The 22,656-nt window shown below is 64.2% G+C and carries 18 protein-coding genes; all 18 read left to right on the top strand.

Annotated features, from left to right (window positions below; translation table 11 throughout):
• The first annotated feature begins 48 nt into the window (after positions 1-48).
• The 18 genes from JLK41_RS16220 to JLK41_RS16135 all read left to right on the top strand — a co-directional run bounded on the left by JLK41_RS16220 (position 49) and on the right by JLK41_RS16135 (position 22,653).
• Positions 49-5,064 carry a glycosyltransferase gene (locus tag JLK41_RS16220; protein ID WP_244976433.1) on the top strand — a complete coding sequence of 1,672 codons (5,016 nt, stop codon included), beginning with the start codon at positions 49-51 and terminating at the stop codon, positions 5,062-5,064.
• A 245-nt stretch (positions 5,065-5,309) separates the two neighbouring features.
• Entirely contained in the window at positions 5,310-6,794 is a 1,485-nt protein-coding gene (locus tag JLK41_RS16215; RefSeq protein WP_210389358.1) for a flagellin, read from the top strand.
• A gap of 72 nt (positions 6,795-6,866) precedes the next feature.
• Positions 6,867-7,259 (top strand): flagellar protein FlaG, encoded by a 393-nt coding sequence (locus JLK41_RS16210; protein ID WP_210389357.1) that lies wholly within the window; start codon positions 6,867-6,869, stop codon positions 7,257-7,259.
• Between the two features lie 78 nt (positions 7,260-7,337).
• Entirely contained in the window at positions 7,338-8,810 is a 1,473-nt protein-coding gene (fliD, locus tag JLK41_RS16205) for a flagellar filament capping protein FliD (RefSeq protein WP_210389356.1), read from the top strand.
• A 3-nt stretch (positions 8,811-8,813) separates the two neighbouring features.
• Entirely contained in the window at positions 8,814-9,206 is a 393-nt protein-coding gene (gene fliS / locus JLK41_RS16200; protein ID WP_037050402.1) for a flagellar export chaperone FliS, read from the top strand.
• 72 nt (positions 9,207-9,278) lie between these two features.
• Entirely contained in the window at positions 9,279-9,659 is a 381-nt protein-coding gene (fliS, locus tag JLK41_RS16195; RefSeq protein ID WP_037050404.1) for a flagellar export chaperone FliS, read from the top strand.
• A gap of 24 nt (positions 9,660-9,683) precedes the next feature.
• Complete coding sequence (fliT, locus tag JLK41_RS16190) at positions 9,684-9,977, top strand: flagellar protein FliT (RefSeq protein ID WP_134675528.1); 294 nt, start codon at positions 9,684-9,686, stop codon at positions 9,975-9,977.
• A 259-nt stretch (positions 9,978-10,236) separates the two neighbouring features.
• Positions 10,237-11,712, top strand: a complete 1,476-nt coding sequence (locus JLK41_RS16185; RefSeq protein ID WP_037050409.1) for a sigma-54 dependent transcriptional regulator — start codon at positions 10,237-10,239, stop codon at positions 11,710-11,712.
• A 178-nt stretch (positions 11,713-11,890) separates the two neighbouring features.
• Positions 11,891-13,105 (top strand): sensor histidine kinase, encoded by a 1,215-nt coding sequence (locus tag JLK41_RS16180; RefSeq protein WP_244976432.1) that lies wholly within the window; start codon positions 11,891-11,893, stop codon positions 13,103-13,105.
• A gap of 3 nt (positions 13,106-13,108) precedes the next feature.
• The gene (fleR, locus tag JLK41_RS16175) at positions 13,109-14,524 is read left to right on the top strand and encodes a sigma-54-dependent response regulator transcription factor FleR (RefSeq protein ID WP_047586151.1); all 1,416 of its coding nucleotides are present in this window, start codon (positions 13,109-13,111) and stop codon (positions 14,522-14,524) included.
• Positions 14,525-14,781: 257 nt separating this feature from the next.
• Positions 14,782-15,111, top strand: a complete 330-nt coding sequence (fliE, locus tag JLK41_RS16170; RefSeq protein WP_037050415.1) for a flagellar hook-basal body complex protein FliE — start codon at positions 14,782-14,784, stop codon at positions 15,109-15,111.
• 10 nt (positions 15,112-15,121) lie between these two features.
• Positions 15,122-16,906, top strand: coding sequence for a flagellar basal-body MS-ring/collar protein FliF (gene fliF, locus JLK41_RS16165; RefSeq protein WP_037050418.1), 1,785 nt, complete (start codon positions 15,122-15,124; stop codon positions 16,904-16,906).
• Complete coding sequence (fliG, locus tag JLK41_RS16160) at positions 16,899-17,915, top strand: flagellar motor switch protein FliG (protein WP_037050420.1); 1,017 nt, start codon at positions 16,899-16,901, stop codon at positions 17,913-17,915. Before fliF ends, fliG begins: the two co-directional genes overlap by 8 nt.
• 3 nt (positions 17,916-17,918) lie before the next feature.
• Complete coding sequence (gene fliH / locus JLK41_RS16155; protein ID WP_210389355.1) at positions 17,919-18,719, top strand: flagellar assembly protein FliH; 801 nt, start codon at positions 17,919-17,921, stop codon at positions 18,717-18,719.
• Entirely contained in the window at positions 18,709-20,055 is a 1,347-nt protein-coding gene (fliI, locus tag JLK41_RS16150; RefSeq protein WP_134675532.1) for a flagellar protein export ATPase FliI, read from the top strand. The genes fliH and fliI overlap by 11 nt, the downstream gene beginning before the upstream one ends.
• A 67-nt stretch (positions 20,056-20,122) precedes the next feature.
• The gene (gene fliJ, locus JLK41_RS16145) at positions 20,123-20,572 is read left to right on the top strand and encodes a flagellar export protein FliJ (RefSeq protein ID WP_037050425.1); all 450 of its coding nucleotides are present in this window, start codon (positions 20,123-20,125) and stop codon (positions 20,570-20,572) included.
• An 84-nt stretch (positions 20,573-20,656) separates the two neighbouring features.
• Entirely contained in the window at positions 20,657-20,962 is a 306-nt protein-coding gene (locus JLK41_RS16140; RefSeq protein WP_037050427.1) for an STAS domain-containing protein, read from the top strand.
• Positions 20,963-20,964: 2 nt separating this feature from the next.
• Positions 20,965-22,653: an ATP-binding SpoIIE family protein phosphatase gene (locus tag JLK41_RS16135; protein WP_037050430.1), complete on the top strand. Its 1,689-nt coding sequence runs from the start codon at positions 20,965-20,967 to the stop codon at positions 22,651-22,653.
• Positions 22,654-22,656 lie beyond the last annotated feature (3 nt).

The raw sequence follows: 22,656 nt of genomic DNA, 5'->3' as shown, positions 1-22,656 counted from the left end.
GTTGGGATCGCTGGAATTCATCCGGGAGTGGAGGGTGAGGCTTTCCTCTTGAGTGACGAGCAGTGGACACGGCTGCTGTCGTTGCTTCCGCTGGAGCCTTTGCAGGTCTATGGCGAGGCCAACGGTCTGCGTTTCGAGCGTTTGACCGCATCGACCATGCAAGATAGCCACGACGCTGTTCTTTTTGTAGAACAGGACCTCCCGGGGCAGGGGGCGTTAACTGTCCCTGCCGACGTGCGCCGCTACCTGATGCGGTTGGAGCATGTGGATGGGTCGCAAGGCACGTACGACCTTTTTGATCGGGTGTTTCTGCCTGCTCGCGAGGCTTTTCAAGGGCAGCACCTGATTCGGTTGAATCAACCGCTGGATGTGCCGCTCGCGGATTTGCCGCCGCGTCTGCCTTTCAACAACAGAGCCCACTTGTTCGGACGTGACGGGGTGAAACTCGAGCACGCTCATTTTGTCGTGTGCGATGCACATGCCGAGCTGGCGGGTTGGTTGTCGCCCCAGTGGCAGGAGTGCCTGCTTTGCGGTGCAGTACCAGTGCACAACGCCGTCACGCCCGTTCCCGAGTGGTTTCCGGCCGATTGCTATGTGGATGGTACGGCGTTTGGTGGTGACGCCGAACTGCATGCCTTTCTCGATGCCATGGCCTGGAACGACTATCAGGCCCTGGCGGCGCGCCTGCGCTCGTTCCTCATGCAGGGCAGTGCGCGTCCGGACGAGCGAATCTATCCCTATACCATCGACTTCTGGATCAACGCACTGACGTCCGGTATTGCGCTCGATGCCTCGCAGGTGCGCGGTGACGAGCTGTTGCTCAGTGTGGTGATTCCAGCCTTCAACTATGCCCGCTACCTGGAACAGGCGGTACGTTCTCTGCTCAGCCAGGGTGTCGACTCCATAGAGGTTCTCGTCCTGGATAATGCCTCGACGGATGATACCCAAGGTGTGATGGCGGGCTTTGCAGCGGATCCCCGGGTGCGCTATATGCGCAATCGGAGAAACTTCGGTGCTGGTAACAACAGTCACAACGGTTTCTGGGCAGCCAAGGGCAAGTACCTGATTCTGTTCATGGCGGATGATTTCATGAATCCAGGGCATGTCTCCCGGATTCTCCCCGCAATGGAGCTCGATGCCCGGATTGCCGTTGGCTATAGCCCGATCAGTTGGGTCAACGAGCAGGGCAAGCCCCTCGTCGGGCCTCGCCATCCCGGCCACCGCGAGGCCGACTACATCGGTGGGCGCAATGAGGTCGCGGATCTGCTGGTGTACGACAACTACATCACGCCCTCTGCGGCGATCATACGGCGGGAGGCATTCTTCGAAGCCTGGCAGCGTGACACCCGAATTCGTGGAGCTGGTGACTGGCATCTGATGGTTCAGCTCGGTGAGCGTTATCCCGACTTCGTCTTCACCACCTCACCGGGCGTGAGCTACCGTGTTCACGGTGCGCAGCATTCCAATGAGTACTACGGCACGTCCTCACCGTTGCAAGGACACCTGTGCATCCTCGAAGGTGTTTTCGAGCGTGGCAGAGAGGCGCTTCTCAGAGGCCGTGCGCGGGAGGTGGCCGAGCACCTGCGGCGGCGCCTGGAGCAACATCCGAGTGAGCTTGAGAGCGAGCTGGGCGTACGGGCCAGGAACCTTTGTGAACGTCTGGACAGTCTTGCTCGAGAGGACGAGCGCGCGCTGTTCTCCATCATCCTCACCACCTATAACCGCGCCGATCTGCTCAAGGATGCCCTGGCCAGCGTCGGCAGCCAGACGCTGCGCGATTTCGAAGTCATCCTGGTCAACGACAACGGCGAGCCGGTCGAGCAGCTGCTGGCGGCCTGCGACTTTCCCGTCACCTATATCCGCCAGGGGCGCAACCAGGGGCTGTCGGCGGCACGCAACGCGGGGCTTGCGCTGGCGCGCGGGCGTTACATCGTCTATCTCGACGACGACGACATCTACCTGCCCAACCACCTGGCCGTGCTGGCCGAGGCCTTCGAGCAGCATCCGGGGAGCGTCATCTATACCGGGGTCGAGTACGTCAACGAGAAGCTGGAGGACGGGCAGCGCATCGAGCTGGAGCGCGGCCAGCCGTTCAAGCACGAGACGTTCGACCGCGACCGGCTGTTCGTGCAGAACTACATTCCGGTGAACACCTGGGCGCATCCGCGCGAGATGCTCGCCACGGTCGGTGAGTTCGACACCGATCTCGCCGCATTCGAAGACTGGGACATGCTGCTGCGCCTGGCCACGCGCTACCCGTTCGTGCATGTCCCCACCGTTACCAGTGAAGTGCATACACGGGCGCCTGGCGCCGGTGGCGACCATATGCTGGGACGTGAGCGCAAGAACTTCCCGGCACTCTACCGAGAGCTCTATGGACGTTATGTCGGCTCCTGCAGTGACGGCTTGCAGCGTGATCGCGAGAAGATGCTGCGCAGCCTCGGCGAACCGGTCAGGAGCGACCTGGCGCAGTGGCTGGCCGAACGCCTGCCGACGGTCAGCGAGAACCGCCAGATCGGCGAGTACCTGCAGCATCATCAGGGCGGGCCGCTGATCGGCGTGGTGGTGGTCGATGCGCAGGGGCAGTCCGAAGCGTTGATGGTGACGCTCAAGAGCCTGATCGGCGAGCACTGCCTGTATGCGACGTTGCGCATTCTGGTGATCACCCCTGCGGACGTGCCGGCCACCTCGGCGACGGACAAGCTGCATTTCCTGCGCATGACCGACGAGCCCCTGGCTGCGCAGGTCAATCGCGCGGTCGAGGCGAGTGACTGCCAGTGGTTCATGCTGGCGAGCGCGGGCGACGAGTTCACCCAGAGCGGGTTGATGGTGGCGGGGCTGGAACTGGCCCGCAATACGGACTGCCGTGCGGTTTACGGCGACCAGTTGCAGCGCCTGCCGGACGGCAGCCTGGGTGGGGCTTTCCTGCCGGGGTTCAATCTCGATCTGCTGCTCAGCTTCCCCATGGTGATGGCGCGCCACTGGTTGTATCGCCGCGATCTGTTCCTGGCCTGTGGCGGCTTCGACGCGGCGTTCCCCGAGGCCTTCGAGTTCGAGTTGCTGACCCGGTTCATCGAGCAGGAGGGCCTGGCCGGGCTGGGCCATATCGATGAGCCCTTGCTGATCACTCATGCCCCGGCGTTGCGTGACAACCCGGACGAGCGCAGGGTGATCGAGCGCCATCTGGGCAATCGCGGATATGAGGCCAAGGTACTGCCGGGTCTGCCGGGCCGCTATCGGGTTCACTACGGCCATGCGGCCACGCCGCTGGTGTCTATCATCCTCGGCACGGACGTGCCGCTGGCCGCCCTGCAGCGTTGTATCGAGAGCCTGCTGGAGAAGACCGCATACGCCCGCTATGAAGTGCTGCTGGCCGATGCCGGCAGTCACCCGGATGTCAGTGCCTGGCTGAGTGAAGTGGCGGCGCTTGGCGATGACAAGGTCCGGGTGATCGCAGGAGGCAGCGGGTTGGCGCAGAATCGGGCGGCGGAGCAGGCGAGGGGAGAGTACCTGCTGCTGCTTTGCGGTGACGCCGCCATCGTCAACGCCGATTGGCTCGACGAATTGCTCAACCATGCCCAGCGTCCCGAAGTCGGGGTGGTGGGCGGCAAGCTGCTGACGCCTGGCGGGCGTATCGCCCAGGCCGGCCTGCTGCTCGGGCTCAATGGTCCGGCAACGCCTGCCTTCGCGGGCGAGTCCATGGAGGCTGCGGGGTACCTGCATCGTCTCCAGGTCGATCAGAACTACAGCGCCGTTGGCGAAGCCTGCCTGATGGTTCGCGCGGAGCTCTTCCAGCAACTGGGTGGCCTCGATGCACAGCTAGCCGCCTTCCGCGATGTGGACCTGTGCCTGCGGGTTCGTGCGGCAGGCTACCTGACGGTGTGGGCCGCGAATGCGATCGTGCTGCATGAGGCCGAGCAGGTGCGAGTAGGTGCCGCTGCGGAGGATCAGCTGTACGAGCGTTACCTGCCGCAGCTGGCCAACGATCCGGCCTACAACCGCAACCTGGCGTTGAGCGGGCGTGGTTTCGATCTGGAGAGCGACGTGTCGCTCACCTGGCGCCCCTTGAGCTGGCGGCCCTCGCCCGTGGTGCTGGCGCATCCGGCCGATCCCTGGGGGTGTGGCCACTACCGGGTGATCCAGCCGTTGGCGGCGCTCAAGGCGCAAGGTCTGGCCGATGGCACCCTGTCCATGGGGCTGCTCTCGGTGACCGACTTCGAGCGCTACGACCCCGACGTCGTGGTGCTGCAGCGGCAGATCGGCGACGAGCGCCTGGAGGCCATGCGTCGCATCCAGCGGTTCTCGCGTGCATTCAAGATCTACGAGCTGGACGACTACCTGCCTAACCTGCCACTCAAGAGCGTGCACCGCGCGCACATGCCGCGTGACATCCTCAAGTCGCTGCGTCGCGGGCTGGAGTTCGTCGATCGCTTCGTGGTCTCCACGGCGCCGTTGGCCGAGGCATTCGCCGGGCTGCATGGCGATATCCGGGTGATCGAGAATCGTCTGCCGGTGAAATGGTGGAAGGGCTTGGAGAGCCAGCGCCGGCGTGGACGCAAGCCGCGTGTCGGCTGGGCGGGCGGGGTCAGCCATACCGGTGACCTGGACCTGATCGTCGATGTCGTGCGCGAACTGGCGGGCGAGGTCGAGTGGGTGTTCATGGGCATGTGCCCGGACGTGATCCGGCCGTTCGTTAATGAAATCCATGCGGGTGTCGATATCGAGTCTTACCCGGCTGCTCTGGCTGGTCTGGATCTGGACCTGGCCCTGGCGCCCGTGGAGCAGAACCTGTTCAACGAGTGCAAGAGCAATCTGCGTCTCCTCGAATATGGCGCCTGCGGTTTCCCGGTGGTGTGCAGCGACCTGGTGTGCTACCGCGGCGACCTGCCGGTGACCCGGGTGAAGAATCGCTTCCGTGACTGGGTCGACGCCATCCGCATGCACATCAACGATCTCGATGCGGCAGAGGTTGCGGGAGATCGTTTGCGTGACGCGGTCTACCGCGATTGGATGCTAGATGGAGAGAATCTGCAGCGTTGGCGCCAGGCCTGGACGCCTGATTGATGCGCAAATGGGCCGTCGGACCCCTCGCTTGGTCCGACGGTTTTCAGTCAACACCGGCCTTTGGCTATCAAGGATCGGTTAAGTGACTGAGTAGAAAGAATAAAAAAAAGCTGAAAATTGTCTCTAAAGCTCCTTAGGCAAGCGCCGATAAAGAGATCGAATGCGAACTCTCTGGGCGTCTGAGCATGCAGGCCCGAGCTCGCAAGCTCAGACAAACGGTTCTACGGTCATCTGGAGGCAATACCATGGCCCTTACAGTCAACACCAACGTTGCGTCCCTCAACACTCAACGTAACCTGAACAGCTCGTCCAAAGGCCTGGATACTTCCCTCCAGCGCCTGTCCACCGGCTATCGCATCAACAGCGCCAAAGACGACGCTGCCGGTCTGCAGATCGCCAACCGCCTGACCAGCCAGATCACCGGCCTGGGCGTCGCGACCCGTAACGCCAACGACGGTATCTCCCTGGCGCAGACCGCTGAAGGTGCTCTGCAGCAGTCCACCGGCATCCTGCAGCGTATGCGTGACCTGGCGCTGCAATCCGCCAACGGCTCCAACGGCGCCGTCGAGCGTTCTGCACTGCAGGGCGAAGTCGCCCAGCTGCAACAGGAACTGAACCGTATCGCCGACACCACCAGCTTCGGTGGCCGCAAGATCCTCGACGGCAGCTTCGGTTCGCAGAGCTTCCAGGTAGGCTCCAACGCCTACGAAACCATCAGTGTTTCCATCGGCTCGGCCGCTACCGATCGCATCGGTATCAACCGCTTCACCACCGATGGTGGTGCCGCTCAGGCCATCGCTTCCGGTGCCGCTTTCAGCGCCACCTCGGGCAGCGCCTACGGCAGCTCCTCGTTCAACATCAACTCCAAGCTGTCCGACGGCAACGTCGCCATCTCGGGCGCGGCCAGCGGTGCCGCCAGCGAAGTGGCTCGCGCTGTCAACGCGAAGAGCGATGAAACCGGCGTGACCGCCAACGCACGTACCGTTGCCGAACTGGGTGGTATCACCGTTTCGGGTACCGTGTCCTTCGACCTCACCGGCCTGACCAGCAAATCGCTGTCCACCGATGCTGTCAGCATCTCGGCAGTGGTGACTGACCTGACCGACCTGTCTTCCCTGGCGGATGCGATCAACCGTGAAACTGGCAAAACCGGTATCTCGGCTGTATCCAAGGGCGACACCATCGAACTGGTCAGCTCTCGCGGTGATGCGATCCAGGTCTCCAACTACGCGGGCTCTGGTGGCGCGACTCTGCAGGCCAAGAGCTTCGACGGCGAAGACGATGTCGGCACTGCGGCCACCATCGCTGTTGGCGGCGGTGCGCGGGCTGATGGCCAGGTGCAGCTGGAAGCAGCCGACGCCTTCCAGGTTAGCGGTCTGACCGGTGGTCTGGGTGCCGACGGCTTCAGTGAGCTCGATGCGGTGAACACGATCGATATCAGTACCGCGACGGGGGCTCAGGATGCACTGGGTATCATCAACGGTGCGATCTCCAACATCGACAGCCAGCGTGCTCAGCTCGGTGCCGTGCAGAACCGCTTCGAGAACACCATCTCGAACCTGCAGAACATCGCTGAGAACTCCTCCGCTGCTCGTAGCCGGATTCGTGACACCGACTTCGCTGCCGAAACTTCGGAACTGACCAAGAATCAGATCCTGCAGCAGGCCGGTACCGCGATCCTGGCTCAGGCCAACCAGTTGCCGCAGGCAGTACTCAGCCTGCTGGGTTAAGGCCAAAAGCGCTAGACTACGGGGGGAAGGGCCAGGCTCTTTCCCCCGTTACCTCATTGTGAGGAGAAATTTATGGACGTCAGCTCAATCAAGCCTCAGGCCAGCTCCACGGTTGTCCGCGAAGGTGGCGTCTCCAACGCTGCTGATTCACGCCCGAAACAGGGTCTCGCCGGTGTCGCTGCGGTCAGCGTGACTGACGAACAGTCAACCGCTCGCCCCGTACCACCCGCTCAGGATGTCAGTCGTGAGCAGGTCGAGGACGCGGTGGCGACCATCCAGGAATTCGTCCAGTCGGTCCGTCGCAATATCAACTTCGCGGTGGACGATGGTTCCGGACGAGTCGTGGTCAAGGTGACGGATTCGGGGTCCGGTGATGTCATCCGGCAGATTCCGTCCGAGGAAGCGCTCAAACTGGCAGAGAATCTGTCGGAGGTGCGCAGTCTGTTATTCAAGGCCGAGGCGTAGTCATAGCCCTGGCATGAATTTTGACTGAACTCTAGCTATCGGTAGCGTTCAGTCGGATTTTTGACGAGGTGCAAGATCATGGTGGGTATCACTGGGCTCGGTTCGGGCATCAAAATCGACGAGATCGTCACGGCACTGGTCAATGCGGAGCGCGCTCCGAAGACCAATCAGCTGGATAATCTCGAGAAGCAGACCACCACGCGCATCTCGGCATTGGGCACGCTCACCGGGGCGCTGAACACGTTCAAGACGGCGATCGATGCGCTCAACAAGCCTGCCTTGTTCGAGTCGCGCACGGCCAGCTCGTCGAGCAGCAGTGTGCTCAAGGCAACCGCCACCACCACGGCCTCGGCGGGCACCTACAGTGTTCAGGTCCAGCAGCTGGCGGCCAGCAGCAAGGTCGCGCTGCAGTCAGTGTCTGCGTCCGGCAGCACGCCGGCCACGTTCAATAGCGGCACGCTGGAAATCTCGGCGGGCACCAGCAGTATCAGCGTCGACATTACCGAGGCCAACAACACCTTGGCCGGTATGCGCGATGCCATCAATGAAGCGGGCAAGGATAGCGGCATCAGCGCGGCCATCATCACCGATGACTCGGGCTCGCGCCTGGTGCTCAGCTCGACCAAGACCGGCGCGGGCAACGATATCCAGGTGGCGGTCACCGAGGATGGCGTTACCACCGGCAGTAATGCGCTGACCAGCCAGGCCTTCACGCCGACGGTCGATCCCGACAACGCCGATGCGTTTATCAAGCCCAGTTCCGATACCGGTGCAGGTGGTGTGATCACTCAGGCCAAGTCCGCCAAGCTGACCATTGACGGTCTGCAACTGGTGCGCGACAGCAACAAGATCGAGGATGCGCTTGAGGGCGTGACGATCGACCTGGTTTCGGCTCAGAGCGCTACCGACCTGACCGATGGCAAGACCATCAGCCTCACGGTGGGGGTCGACAAGGCCAGCGTCAAAAGCAATCTGCAGAAATTCGTCGACGCCTACAACGCCCTGATTTCGTCGTCTGCGCAGTTGACCGCTGTCGTCGAGGTCAAGGGCTCCGCCCCTGTGGCCGGGCCGCTGGTGGGGGATTCCACGGTGCGTAGCGTGATGTCCGGGCTGCGTAACGAAATCGTGAAAATGACCGGTGGCAGCGAGGACAGCGTCAAGGCGCTGGCCAATCTCGGCATCACCACCGACGAAGATGGCAAGCTGTCCATCGACGACACCGAGCTGACGGCCGCGCTCGACAGCAATTTCGATCAGGTCGGCAGCTATCTCACGGGTGAAGACGGCCTGATGGGGCGTCTGTCTGGCTTCGTTTCGGGCTACGTGGCGACCGATGGCGTGCTGAATCAGCGTGACAGCGCCCTGCGTGGCACCTTGCAGAACATCGACAAGCAGCGCGAGTCGCTGGACAAGCGTGTGGAGAGCCTGCAAACGCGCCTCTACGCTCAATACAACGCCATGGATTCCCTGGTGGGGCAGCTCTCGCGAACCAGTGAAAGCCTGGGCAGCATGCTGGCCAACCTGCCTGGTTTCGTGAAGAAGGACAGCTAAACGATGAGCAAGAATCCGATTGATGCCTACAAGCAGGTCAAGACCAGCCAGGAGGTATCGCCTTACCGCACGGTGCAGCTGTTGCTCGAAGGCGCGCTGCAGCGCGTGATGCTGGCCAAGCAGGCCCTGGCCGAAGGCGATACCGAGATCCGCGGCATGGCCGTGGGCAGCACCATCACCATCCTGGGCGTGCTGCAGGCTGCGCTGGACAAGGAGCTGGGCGGGGAAATCGCCGAGAACCTGGATGCGCTCTATGACTACATGACGCGCCGTCTGGCAGGTGTCGCCCTGGATGACACACCGCGTACCCTCGATGAAGTTCAGGCGCTGCTGGGTGACATCAAGGGGGCCTGGGATGCCATCGGCCCGGAAGTCGAGCCCGTCCCGGCAAATTGAGATTGCGGCTAAAGCTTTTCTCGCCAGCGCCGATACCTTAGGTATCAGCCCATCGGTAGAGCGAGAGCAACTATGAACGCAATGGCGGCCCTCAGGCAGTATCAGACCGTCAACAACCAGGCCCAGGCTGCGGAAGCCAGCCCTCATCGTCTGATCCAGATGTTGATGGAAGGTGGCCTGTCTCGTATTGCCCAGGCGCGCGGCGCCATGGAGCGTGGCCAGACCTCCCTGAAGGGCGAGCTGATCGGCAAGAGCATTGCCATCATCTCGGGGCTGCGCGAAAGTCTCGATCATCAACAGGGTGGCGAGCTGGCGGGTAATCTCGACAACCTGTACGAGTACATGATTTCCCGTTTGACCGAGGCCAACGTCAGCAATGAGCCCGAGCTCCTCGAAGAGGTGTCGGGATTGCTGCGCAACGTCAAACAGGGTTGGGATGCCATCGCCCAGTAGTGGCCGGCATCGGAGGAGAAGCGAATGAGTTCATCCGTTCAGCGTTTGCAGGCGACCGGCTCGGCCATGCGTGATGCCCTGGCCAAGCAGGACTGGGCCGCCATCGGCGAGCTCGACCTGCAATGCCGCATGGCGGTCGATGCGGCGATGATCGACAGCCGCGACGAAGAGGAGCTGCGTGTCAGCATGGAAAACCTGCTCGGCCTGTACCGTGAGCTGGTTGCCGTCTGTCAGGCGGAGCAGCGCCGTCTCGCGGGTGAGCTGGTGCAGCTCAATCAGTCCCACCAGGGCGCCAAGGTCTATCAGCTTTTCGGTTGATTTCCCGGTGTTACCGAGTTTAACCAGCAGGTTCGACTCGGTTCGCCTCTTTCCGCTTTTCCTGCCCCTCTCTGTTTCATCGGTTGCCACTACCCGGCTTCGCCGGCAAGTGCTTAGCTAGAGCCAGGCGCGAGTGAAAAAAGTTACGTCATAAAATTGACTAGCTTCAATTTTTTGACTTTACTAGTGGCCAATTGCCGGATCGCGCCGGGCATCTGGCGCGTCGTTCCCTACACTCTTCGGGTCAGACAAACACAAGATGTGGCGTGAAACCAAAATCCTGTTGATCGATGACAACGCTGCGCGTCGTCATGAGTTGGCGATCATCCTGAATTTCCTCGGTGAAGAGCACCTGGCCTGTACGAGCCTGGATTGGCGCAGCGCCGTTGCGGACCTCGACTCCAGTCGTGAGGTGCTCAGCGTGTTGCTGGGTGACGTCGAGGCCAAGGGCGGCGCGCTCGAGCTGACCAAGCAGATCGTCGGCTGGGACGAGTTCCTGCCGTTGCTGACGGTCGGGGAATCGTCGATCGGCGAGTGGCCGGAGGACCTGCGCAGGCGCGTGCTGGCCAGCCTGGAAACCCCGTTGAGCTACAACAAGCTGCTCGACTCCCTGCATCGCGCCCAGGTCTACCGGGAAATGTACGATCAGGCCCGTGATCGCGGGCGTCAGCGCGAACCCAATCTGTTCCGCAGCCTGGTCGGCACCAGTCGCGCCATTCAGCAGGTGCGGCAGATGATGCAGCAGGTCGCCGATACCGAAGCGAGCGTGCTGATTCTGGGCGAATCGGGTACCGGCAAGGAGGTGGTGGCGCGCAACCTGCACTACCACTCCAAGCGCCGTGAGGCTCCTTTCGTGCCGGTCAACTGCGGGGCCATTCCGGCCGAGTTGCTGGAGAGCGAGCTGTTCGGCCATGAGAAGGGGGCGTTCACCGGCGCGATCACCAGCCGGGCAGGGCGCTTCGAACTGGCCAACGGCGGGACCCTGTTCCTCGACGAAATCGGCGACATGCCGCTGCCGATGCAGGTCAAGCTGCTGCGTGTGCTGCAGGAGCGCACCTTCGAGCGTGTGGGCAGCAACAAGACCCAGACTGCCGATGTACGCATCATCGCGGCCACGCACAAGAACCTGGAGAAGATGATCGAGGACGGCAGTTTCCGTGAGGATCTGTACTACCGCCTCAACGTCTTCCCCATCGAGATGGCACCGCTGCGCGAGCGCATCGAAGACATCCCGCTGCTGATGAACGAGCTGATCTCGCGCATGGAGCACGAGAAGCGTGGCTCCATCCGCTTCAACTCGGCGGCCATCATGTCGCTGTGTCGCCATGACTGGGCGGGCAACGTGCGCGAGCTGGCCAACCTGGTCGAGCGCATGGCGATCATGCATCCCTATGGCGTGATCGGCGTCGGTGAGCTGCCGAAGAAGTTCCGTCACGTGGATGACGAGGACGAGCAACTGGCCGCCACCCTGCGCGATGAAATGGAAGAGCGCGCCGCGATCATGGCCGGGTTGCCGGGGCTCGACACGCCGGCCATGCTGCCGCCCGAGGGCCTGGACCTGAAGGACTACCTCGGCAACCTGGAGCAGGGGTTGATCCAGCAGGCGCTGGATGATGCCGGCGGCGTCGTCGCGCGGGCGGCCGAGCGCCTGCGCATTCGTCGTACCACGCTGGTGGAGAAGATGCGCAAGTACGGCATGAGTCGTCGTGAAGAGGAAGGTCAGGACGACGACTGAGGCGTCATCGATACGTCCATTGATGCGGACGTTTCATCCAATAAAGCCGGGGCTTTGACACAGCACCCGGCTTTATTTTTCAAGTTATTGAAAAATAAGAACAAAAAAATAGGCACAGGGATTGCTAGGTCTCCTGCATCTGACCGTCTTCTGACGGTGCGTCATGCGAGAGAAGCAGATGGAAGCCAGCCGCCGTCCCACCGAATCCACCGATCCCAGCCTGTCGGCGCCGCTCGAGCAGGCCAGTCGTGCCGGTCTGGAGCAGGCCTTTGCCCTGTTCAACCAGATGTCCAGCCAGCTCAGCGAGTCGTACAGCCTGCTCGAGGCGCGGGTCAACGAGCTCAAGGGCCAGCTGGCATTGGTCAGCGCCCAGCGCATGCAGGAGCTGGCGGAGAAAGAGCGCCTGGCGCATCGCCTGCAGAGCCTGCTCGACCTGCTGCCGGGTGGCGTGATCGTGATCGATGGGCAGGGCGTGGTGCGCGAGGCCAACCCCGTGGCCCGGGCACTGCTGGGACAGCCCCTGGTCGGCATGCTCTGGCGCCAGGTGATCGCGCGCAACTTCGCCCCGCGTGAAGACGATGGTCACGAGATTTCCATGCGCGATGGCCGACGCCTGTCGATCGCCACGCGGTCGTTGCACGGCGAGCCCGGTCAGCTGGTGCTGCTGACCGACCTGACGGAAACCCGTCGCCTGCAGGATCAGCTTTCCCGTCACGAGCGACTCTCCGCGCTGGGGCGCATGGTGGCCTCGCTGGCGCATCAGATTCGCACGCCGCTGTCCGCGGCGCTGCTGTACGCCAGTCACCTGAACGAGCAGGTCTTGCCCGCCGAGCAGCAGCAACGCTTCGCCGGGCGTCTCAAGGAGCGTCTGCACGAGCTGGAGAACCAGGTGCGCGACATGCTGATCTTCGCCCGCGGTGAGTTGCCGCTGCCGGATCGTCTGTCGCCTGCCGAGCTGTTCGCTGCCCTGCGCGCGGCCGCCGAGGCCCACGTCGGCGACATGGCGGTCCGCTGGCAGTGCGACGTCCGCGAGGGCGAGCTACTGTGCAATCGCGACACCCTGGTCGGCACGGTGCTCAACCTGATCGACAACGCCATCCAGGCCGGCGGGCGCGATGCTCGTCTGAAGATCCATCTGTATCGTCGTGATGGCCAGCTGCGCCTGTGCGTCAGCGACAACGGCCCGGGCATGTCACGCGAAACTCTGGCGCGCCTGGGCGAGCCCTTCTTTACCACCAAGACCACCGGAACCGGCCTGGGGCTGGCGGTGGTCAAGGCCGTGGCGCGTGCCCACCAGGGCCAGCTGCTGCTGCAATCGCGTGCGGGTCGTGGAACCTGCGCCATCGTTTCCCTGCCGCTGCTCAACGCGGCACCTCATTCGAAACAGGAGTAACCCATGGCTGCCAAAGTCCTGCTGGTTGAAGACGATCGCGCCCTGCGCGAAGCCCTGGCCGATACCCTGTGCCTGGGCGGGCACGACTATCGTGCGGTCGATTGCGCCGAGGCGGCGCTGGTCGCACTGACCGAGGAGCCGTTCGGCCTGGTGGTCAGCGACGTCAACATGCCGGGGATGGACGGGCATCAGTTGCTGGCGCAGATCCGCACTCGCCACCCGCAGCTGCCGGTGCTGCTGATGACCGCGTTCGGCGCGGTGGAACGTGCGGTCGATGCGATCCGCCAGGGTGCCGCCGATTACCTGGTCAAGCCCTTCGAACCGCGCACCCTGCTGGAGCTGGTCGCCAAGCATGCGCTGGGCAAGCTGCCGGCCGGCGATCGTGACGGCCCGGTGGCGCTGGAGCCGGCCAGCGTGCAGTTGCTCGAGCTGGCGGCCCGCGTCGCGCAGAGCGATTCGACGGTGATGATCACCGGCGAGTCCGGCACCGGCAAGGAGGTGCTGGCGCGCTACATCCATCAGCAGTCGCCGCGCGGCAATGGTCCGTTCATCGCGATCAACTGCGCGGCGATTCCCGACAATATGCTTGAGGCCACGCTGTTCGGTCACGAGAAGGGTGCCTTCACCGGCGCCGTCACGGCCCAGCCAGGCAAGTTCGAGCTGGCGGATGGCGGCACCATCTTGCTCGACGAGATTTCCGAGATGCCGCTGGGGCTGCAGGCGAAGCTGCTGCGCGTGCTGCAGGAGCGCGAAGTGGAGCGGGTCGGGGCGCGCAAGCCCGTCAGCCTGGATATTCGCGTGCTGGCGACCAGCAACCGCGATCTGGCCGGCGAAGTGGCGGCGGGGCGTTTCCGTGAGGACCTCTACTATCGCCTGTCGGTGTTCCCGCTGGCCTGGCGTCCGCTGCGCGAGCGACCTGCCGACATCCTGCCGCTCGCCGAGCGGTTGCTGGCCAAGCACGTCAAAAAAATGAATCAGTCTCCGGTGCGTCTCTCCGAGTCGGCGGCGCAGAGCCTGGTGCAGCATCAATGGCCCGGCAACGTGCGGGAACTGGACAACGCCATCCAGCGCGCCCTGATCCTGCAGCAAGGTGGGGTGATTCAGGCGCAGGACCTGTGCCTGAACGCCTCCATCGGCCAGTCCGTGCAGAGCGCTGCGCCGCGTCTGGCCGTGGTGCCCAGTGCGTCGGCGGCCGTGCTCCCGGCGGACGAAGCGCTGGGCAGCGGTGACGGCGGCGCGCTGGGGGAAGACCTGCGGCGTCGCGAATTCCAGGTCATCATCGACACCCTGCGTGCCGAGCGTGGCCGCCGCAAGGAGGCCGCCGAGCGTCTGGGCATCAGCCCGCGCACGCTGCGCTACAAGCTGGCGCAGATGCGTGATGCCGGCATGGATGTCGAGGCCTATCTCTACGCCAGTTGATCCCAGGTACCACCGCGTTCGCCATCGCCTGGCTCTTCATGCAGGAGCCCGTTCATTCGCGATTCCGGCGGGCGCGGTGTTGTCCCTTTTCGCGGATAGATCCGCTCCTGCCGGCCGTACCTCCCCGTCGCCCACTCTTGCTCTTGCTCTTGCTTGAAGCTTGAAGCTTGAAGCTTGAAGCTGCTCTCTTGGCACCCTTGTTGCACATACCCCTGCAAAGCACCGCTAGCGTCAAAAAGCGGGCAGTGGAGGATGTCATGAGCCAGGGTGTTGAATTCAATCGCTTGATGCTGGAAATGCGTGCCATGCAGGCCGAGGCCATGGCCCGGCAGAAGCCTGCTGTCAGCGAGCCAGTGGCCGGGGCGCCGAGCTTCTCGGAAATGCTTGGCCAGGCGGTGAACAAGGTCAACGAAACCCAGCAGGCTTCCAACAAGCTGGCTACCGCTTTCGAGATGGGCCAGAGCGGGGTCGACCTGACCGACGTGATGATCGCCTCGCAGAAAGCCAGCGTATCCTTCCAGGCCATGACCCAGGTGCGTAACAAGCTGGTCCAGGCTTATCAAGACATCATGCAGATGCCGGTCTGAGGGTTGATTCATGGCTGAAGCAGCAGTAGCAAACGTCCCGGCCAAGGCTGACGCAGGCGAGCCCAAGAAGCCGCTGCTGGGTCTTAGCTTCCTGGAAAACCTCGCGGAAATGTCGGTGCTGCGCCAGCTCGGCCTGCTGGTCGGCCTGGCCGCCAGCGTGGCGATCGGCTTTGCCGTGGTGCTCTGGTCGCAGCAACCGGACTATCGTCCGCTGTACGGCAGTCTGAACGGGATGGACGCCACCCAGGTGGTCGACACACTGGCGGCGTCCGGCATCGACTACACCATCGAACCCAATTCCGGCGCCCTGCTGGTCAAGGCCGACGATCTGGCGCGTGCGCGCATGCGCCTTGCCGCCGCCGGAGTGGCGCCGACCGACACCAGCGTCGGCTTCGAGATTCTCGACCGTGAGCAGGGCCTGGGCACCAGCCAGTTCATGGAAGCGACCCGTTACCGCCGTGGCCTCGAGGGCGAACTGGCGCGCACCGTGGCCAGCCTCAACAACGTCAAGGCTGCGCGCGTGCACCTGGCCATGCCCAAGGCCTCGGTGTTCGTGCGTGACGAGCGCAAGCCTTCAGCCTCGGTGCTGGTGGAGCTGTACCCGGGCCGCGCGCTGGAGCCCAGCCAGGTCATGGCTATCGTCAACCTGGTCGCCACCAGCGTGCCGGAACTGGACAAGGGCCAGGTCACCGTGGTCGACCAGAAGGGCAATCTGCTCTCCGACCAGCAGGAGCTGTCCGAGCTGACCATGGCGGGCAAGCAGTTCGACTACACCCGTCGCATGGAAACGCTGTTCACCCAGCGCGTGCACAACATCCTGCAGCCGGTGCTGGGCACCGGGCGCTACAAGGCCGAAGTGTCTGCCGACGTGGATTTCAGTGCGGTCGAGTCCACCTCCGAGATGTTCAACCCGGACCAGCCAGCCCTGCGCAGCGAACAGCAGGTCAACGAACAGCGCCAGAGCAGCCTGCCGCCGCAGGGCGTGCCGGGCGCACTGTCCAATCAGCCGCCGGGTCCGGCTGCCGCGCCGCAGCAGGCCGCTGCCGCCGCGGCACCTGCCGGGCCGGTAGCCGCCGGGCAGCCGCTGGTGGATGCCAATGGCCAGCAGATCACCGATCCGGCCACCGGCCAGCCGATGCTGGCGCCTTACCCGGCGGACAAGCGCGAGCAGTCCACGCGCAATTTCGAGCTGGATCGTTCGGTCAGCTACACCAAGCAGCAGCAGGGGCGCCTGCGTCGCCTGTCGGTCGCGGTGGTGGTGGATGACCAGGTGCGTGTCGACCCGGCGACGGGCGAGACCACCCGCGTTCCGTGGAGTGCCGACGACCTGGCGCGTTTCACCCGTCTCGTGCAGGACTCGGTCGGCTTCGATGCCAGCCGCGGGGACAGCGTCAGCGTGATCAACACCGCGTTCACCGCGTCCATCGGCGAAGAGATTCCGGATATCCCGTTCTACACCCAGCCCTGGTTCTGGGACATCGTCAAGCAGGTGCTCGGCGTACTGTTCATCCTGGTCCTGGTATTCGGCGTGCTGCGCCCGGTGCTGAACAACATCACCGGCGGCGGCAAGGGCGGCGAGCAGGGCAAGGGCGGCGACGTGGAACTGGGCGAGATGGCCGGGCTGGATGGCGAGCTGTCCGACGACCGCGTCAGCCTGGGCGGGCCGCAGAGCATAATGCTCCCCAGTCCCAGTGAGGGGTATGATGCACAACTGAACGCCATCAAGAGCCTGGTGGCGGAAGATCCGGGCCGCGTTGCCCAGGTAGTGAAAGAGTGGATCAACGCCGATGAGTGACAATCGTACCGCTACCAAGCTGACCAAGGTCGACAAGGCCGCGATCCTGCTGCTGTCGCTGGGTGAAACCGATGCCGCGCAGGTGCTGCGCCATCTCGGGCCCAAGGAAGTGCAGCGCGTCGGCGTGGCCATGGCCGGCATGCGCAACATCCACCGCGAGCAGGTCGAGCAGGTGATGGGCGAGTTCGTCGAGATCGTCGGCGACCAGACCAGCCTGGGCGTCGGTTCCGACGGCTACATCCGCAAGATGCTCACCGCGGCACTGGGCGAGGACAAGGCCGGCAACCTGATCGACCGCATCCTGCTCGGCGGCAGCACCAGTGGCCTGGACAGCCTCAAGTGGATGGAGCCGCGTGCGGTGGCGGACGTGATCCGCTACGAGCACCCGCAGATCCAGGCCATCGTCGTCGCCTACCTCGATCCGGACCAGGCCGGCGAAGTGCTCAGCCACTTCGATCACAAGGTGCGCCTGGACATCATCCTGCGCGTGTCCTCGCTCAACACCGTGCAGCCCTCGGCGCTCAAGGAACTCAACCAGATTCTCGAGAAGCAGTTCTCCGGCAGCGCCAACACCTCGCGCGCCACCATGGGTGGGGTCAAGCGTGCGGCGGACATCATGAACTTCCTCGACAGCTCGGTGGAAGGCCAGCTGATGGACTCGATCCGCGAGGTGGACGAAGACCTGTCGACGCAGATCGAGGACCTCATGTTCGTGTTCGACAACCTGGCGGACGTCGACGACCGCGGCATCCAGGCGCTGATGCGCGAGGTGTCGTCCGAGGTGCTGGTACTGGCGCTCAAGGGCGCCGACGATGCGATCAAGGAAAAGGTCTTCAAGAACATGTCCAAGCGTGCCGCGGAACTGCTGCGCGACGACCTGGAGGCCAAGGGGCCGGTGCGCGTCAGCGACGTCGAAGCGGCGCAGAAGGAAATCCTCACCATCGCTCGCCGTATGGCCGAAGCCGGCGAGATCGTGCTCGGCGGCAAGGGCGGCGAGGAAATGGTCTAAGCCATGTCGGTGACCAAGGAGCCGGAGAGCGAGCTGATTCGTGCCAAGGATCTTGGCACGTTCGACCGTTGGGCATTGCCCAGTTTCGACCCGCCCGGAGACGCGCAGGCCGAAGCCGAGCCAACCGTCGAAGAGCCGGCGCCGGCTGCCGAAGCGGAGGTGGACGAGGCGGCGCAGGTCGAAGAGGTGGCGCTCGAGGATGTCAAACCCCTGACGCTCGACGAGGTGGAGGCGATCCGCCAGGACGCCTACAACGAAGGGTTCGCCACCGGCGAGAAGGACGGTTTTCATGCCGGCCAGCTCAAGGCCAAGCAGGAGGCCGACGCCGCCCTGGCGCTCAAGCTCGACGGCCTCGAGAAACTCATGCAACAGTTGCTGGAGCCGATCGCCGAGCAGGACCAGCAGGTCGAGGTCGCCCTGGTGCGCCTGGTCAGCCACATGGTGCGCGAGGTGATCCAGCGCGAGCTGAACACCGATTCCAGCCAGATTCGCCAGGTTTTGCGCGAGGCGCTCAAGCTGCTGCCGATGGGCGCGGACAACATCCGTATCCAGATCAACCCGCAGGACTTCGAGACGATCAAGGCCCTGCGCGAGCGCCATGAAGAAGACTGGCGCATTCTCGAGGACGATGGCCTGCTGCCTGGCGGCTGCCGCATCGAGTCCGAGCACAGCCAGATCGACGCCAGCGTCGAAACGCGCATGGCACAGGCGCTCAAGCAGCTGTTCGAGCAACAGCGTGCACAGGCGACCCAGCCGCCCGAGGCGGACATCAACCTGGACCTGGACAACTCCGATGCGCCTTGACCGGGTGAGCTTCGCGCGGCGCCTGGAGGGCTACAGCGACGCCATCAACCTGCCCAGCCAGCCGATCCTCGAAGGCCGCCTGCTGCGCATGGTCGGCCTGACGCTGGAGGCCGAGGGGCTGCGCTCGGCAATCGGCAGCCGCTGCCTGGTGATCAACGATGACAGCTACCACCCGGTGCAGGTCGAGGCCGAGGTCATGGGCTTCTCCGGCGGCAAGATCTACCTGATGCCGGTCGGCAGTCTGGCCGGCATCGCGCCGGGCGCACGTGTCGTGCCGCTGCCGGATGCGGGCCGCCTGCCGATGGGCATGTCGATGCTCGGCCGGGTGCTCGATGGCGCCGGCAGGGCCCTGGACGGCAAGGGCGGCATGAAGGCCGAGGACTGGGTGCCGATGGATGGCCCCATGATCAACCCGCTCAACCGTGACCCCATCAGCCAGCCACTGGATGTCGGCATCCGCACCATCAACGGCCTGCTGACCGTCGGGCGCGGCCAGCGTCTGGGCCTGTTCGCCGGTACCGGCGTGGGCAAGTCGGTGTTGCTCGGGATGATGACCCGCTTCACCGAAGCCGAGATCATCGTCGTCGGCCTGATCGGCGAGCGTGGGCGCGAGGTGAAGGAATTCATCGACGAAATCCTCGGCGAGGAGGGGCTCAAGCGTTCCGTCGTGGTCGCCTCGCCTGCCGACGATGCGCCGCTGATGCGCCTGCGTGCGGCGCAGTACTGCACGCGTATCGCCGAGTACTTTCGCGACAAGGGCAAGAACGTGCTGCTGCTGATGGATTCGCTGACTCGCTATGCCCAGGCCCAGCGGGAGATCGCCCTGGCCATCGGCGAGCCGCCCGCGACCAAGGGCTATCCGCCGTCGGTGTTCGCCAAGCTGCCCAAGCTGGTCGAGCGTGCCGGCAATGCCGAGGCCGGCGGTGGTTCGATCACCGCGTTCTACACCGTGCTGAGCGAAGGCGATGACCAGCAGGACCCCATCGCCGATGCGGCGCGCGGTGTGCTCGACGGGCACTTCGTCCTGTCCCGCCGGCTGGCCGAGGAGGGGCATTATCCGGCCATCGACATCGAGTCCTCCATCAGCCGGGTCATGCCGCAGGTGGTGCCCGCCGAGCAGCTCAAGCAGGCGCAGCGCTTCAAACAGCTGTGGTCGCGCTTCCAGCAGAGCCGCGACCTGATCAGCGTCGGTGCCTACGTCCCTGGTGGCGACGCCGATACCGACCTGGCCATCGCGCGGCAGCCGCAGATGGCCCAGTACCTGCGTCAGGGGCTCGGCGAGAGCGTCGGCATGGCGCAGAGTCGCGAACAACTGGCCGGTGTGCTGGGGCAGTGACGGGGCAAGACATGGTTCCTGAGCCGACGCTGCGCCGCCTGGACGCTGCCGCAGGGGGCGCTGCGGCATGAGCCTGAGTCGGGCCAAACGCCTGCAGCCGGTGGTCGACATGGCGGAGAAGGCCGAGCGCGAGGCCGCCCGCCAGCTGGGACACTGCCGGGGCCTGGTCGGCCAGGCCGAAGCCAAGCTGGGCGAGCTGGAGCGCTTTCGTGGCGATTACCAGCAGCAGTGGATCAGCGAAGGCAGCAAGGGCGTCTCCGGGCAGTGGCTGATGAACTATCAGCGCTTTCTCTCGCAGCTGGAGACGGCCGTCGGGCAGCAGCAGCAGAGTCTCGAATGGCACCGCGCCAACATGGAGAAGGCTCGGGCGCTCTGGCAGCAGCGCTACGCGCGGCTGGAAGGGCTGCGCAAGCTGGTCCAGCGCTACATCGATGAGGCGCGTCTGGCCGAGGATCGACGCGAGCAGAAGCTGCTCGATGAGCTGGCGCAGCGCCTGATCGATCGCGGCGAACCCTGAACGGAGTTGTTTCGGCGCCGGGCAGGTGCTACACCTTGAGACGTGAACCACCTTATCTGGCAGAGTCTCGACAAAGGAGTAGACATGGCCATTACCTCGCAACCGTCCGCGGACGGGCAAGAGCTGACCATCGTGATTCGAGGACGCTTCGACTTCGCCTCCCACCAGGAATTCCGTGACGCCTACGAGCGCGTCAACATCACGCCCAAGCGCTATCAGGTCGACCTGCGCGACACCAGCTACCTGGACAGCTCGGCGCTGGGCATGCTCCTGCTGCTGCGCGACCATGCCGGTGGCGATGCTGCGGAGATCCGCCTGCTCAACTGCAGTAGCGATGTTCGCAAGATCCTCGCTATTTCCAACTTCGAGCAGTTGTTCCAGATCACCTGAGCATGCCTGATCGTCTGTCGATCCTGATTGCCGAGGACAACGCGGCCGATCGCATGCTGCTGTCGACCATCGTCAGTCGCCAGGGGCATCGCGTGACGACCGCCAGCAATGGCCTCGAGGCGGTCGCCCTGTTCGAGCTGGAACGTCCGCACCTGGTGCTGATGGACGCGCTGATGCCGGTGATGGATGGCTTCGAGGCGGCCCGGCGGATCAAGCAGAAGACCGGCGAGGCGCTGGTTCCGATCATCTTTCTCACCTCGCTGACCGAGGGCGAGGCGCTGGTTCGCTGCCTGGAGGCCGGTGGCGACGATTTTCTCGCCAAGCCCTACAACCGGGTGATCCTGGAGGCCAAGATCGGCGCCATGGATCGCCTGCGCCGCCTGCACGACACGGTGTTGCAGCAGCGCGACCTGATCGCCCGGCACAACGAGCACCTGCTGCGCGAGCAGCACGTGGCCAAGGCGGTGTTCGACAAGGTGGCGCACTCCGGCTGCCTGGCCGCGCCGAACATACGCTACCTGCAATCGCCCTACGCGCTGTTCAACGGTGACCTGCTGCTGGCGGCCTACAAGCCGTCGGGCGGCATGCACGTGATGCTTGGCGATTTCACCGGCCACGGATTGCCGGCGGCCATCGGTGCGATGCCGCTGGCCGAGGTGTTCTATGGCATGACCGCCAAGGGCCATGCGCTCGCCGAGATCCTTCGCGAGATCAACGCCAAGCTCAAGCGCATCCTGCCGGTGGGGGTGTTCTGTTGCGCCACCATGCTCAACATCAGCAGCAAGCGCGGTCTGCTGGAGGTGTGGAACGGCGGCTTGCCCGACGGCTACCTGCTGCATGCCGATGGCCGGCCGCGGCAGCCCCTGGTATCGCGCCACCTGCCGCTGGGCATTCTCGACCCTGCCGCGTTCAGCGATCGTTGCGAGGTCTATCCGCTGGAGCTGGGCGATCGGGTCTTCCTGCTCAGCGACGGCGTGCTGGAGGCCTGCGATCAGCAGGGCGAGCTGTTCGGCGAGCAGCGCCTGCTCGAGCTGCTGGACGCCAATCGCCAGCCACCGGCGTTGTTCGAGGAAATCCAGCGGGCGCTGGTGGCGTTTCGTGGCGAGCAGCAGGACGACGTCAGCATGGTTCAGGTCGGGATGCCCGAGGATGACGGGCGTCCCCGGCCGCTGGCGTTCGCCGACAGTGGCTTGAGCAGTGCGCAGGACTGGTCCGCGACTTTCGAGTTTCGGGCGCACAGCCTGCGGCATTTCAATCCCTTGCCGTACCTGCTGCAGCTGCTGCTCGACGTGCAGGCGCTGAGGCCGCGCGGTGGCGAGCTGTACACCGTGCTTGCCGAGCTCTACTCCAATGCGCTGGAGCATGGCGTGATGGGCCTGGATTCCTCGTTGAAGCGCGATGCCAGCGGTTTTGCCGAGTATTACCGCGAGCGCCGCCTGCGCCTGGGCGCGCTGCAGGATGGCTACGTGCGCTTTCACCTGCAGATGCTGCCCGAAGGGGCCGGTGGTCGGCTGATCATCCGGGTCGAGGACAGCGGGCCGGGATTCGACCCGGACGAGGTCGATGCGGCCGGTGATGAAGCCCTGTGCGGGCGCGGTCTGGGCCTGGTTCGCCAGCTCAGTGATGGTTTTGGCCTTTGCGCGGATGGCCGGGGCGTCAGCGTGGAGTTTTGCTGGTCTGCTGAGGCATAATGC

The organism is Ectopseudomonas khazarica, assembly GCF_017915135.1.
Classification (GTDB): Bacteria; Pseudomonadota; Gammaproteobacteria; order Pseudomonadales; family Pseudomonadaceae; genus Aquipseudomonas; species Aquipseudomonas khazarica.
This window is presented reverse-complemented; position numbering and strand designations above follow the sequence as displayed.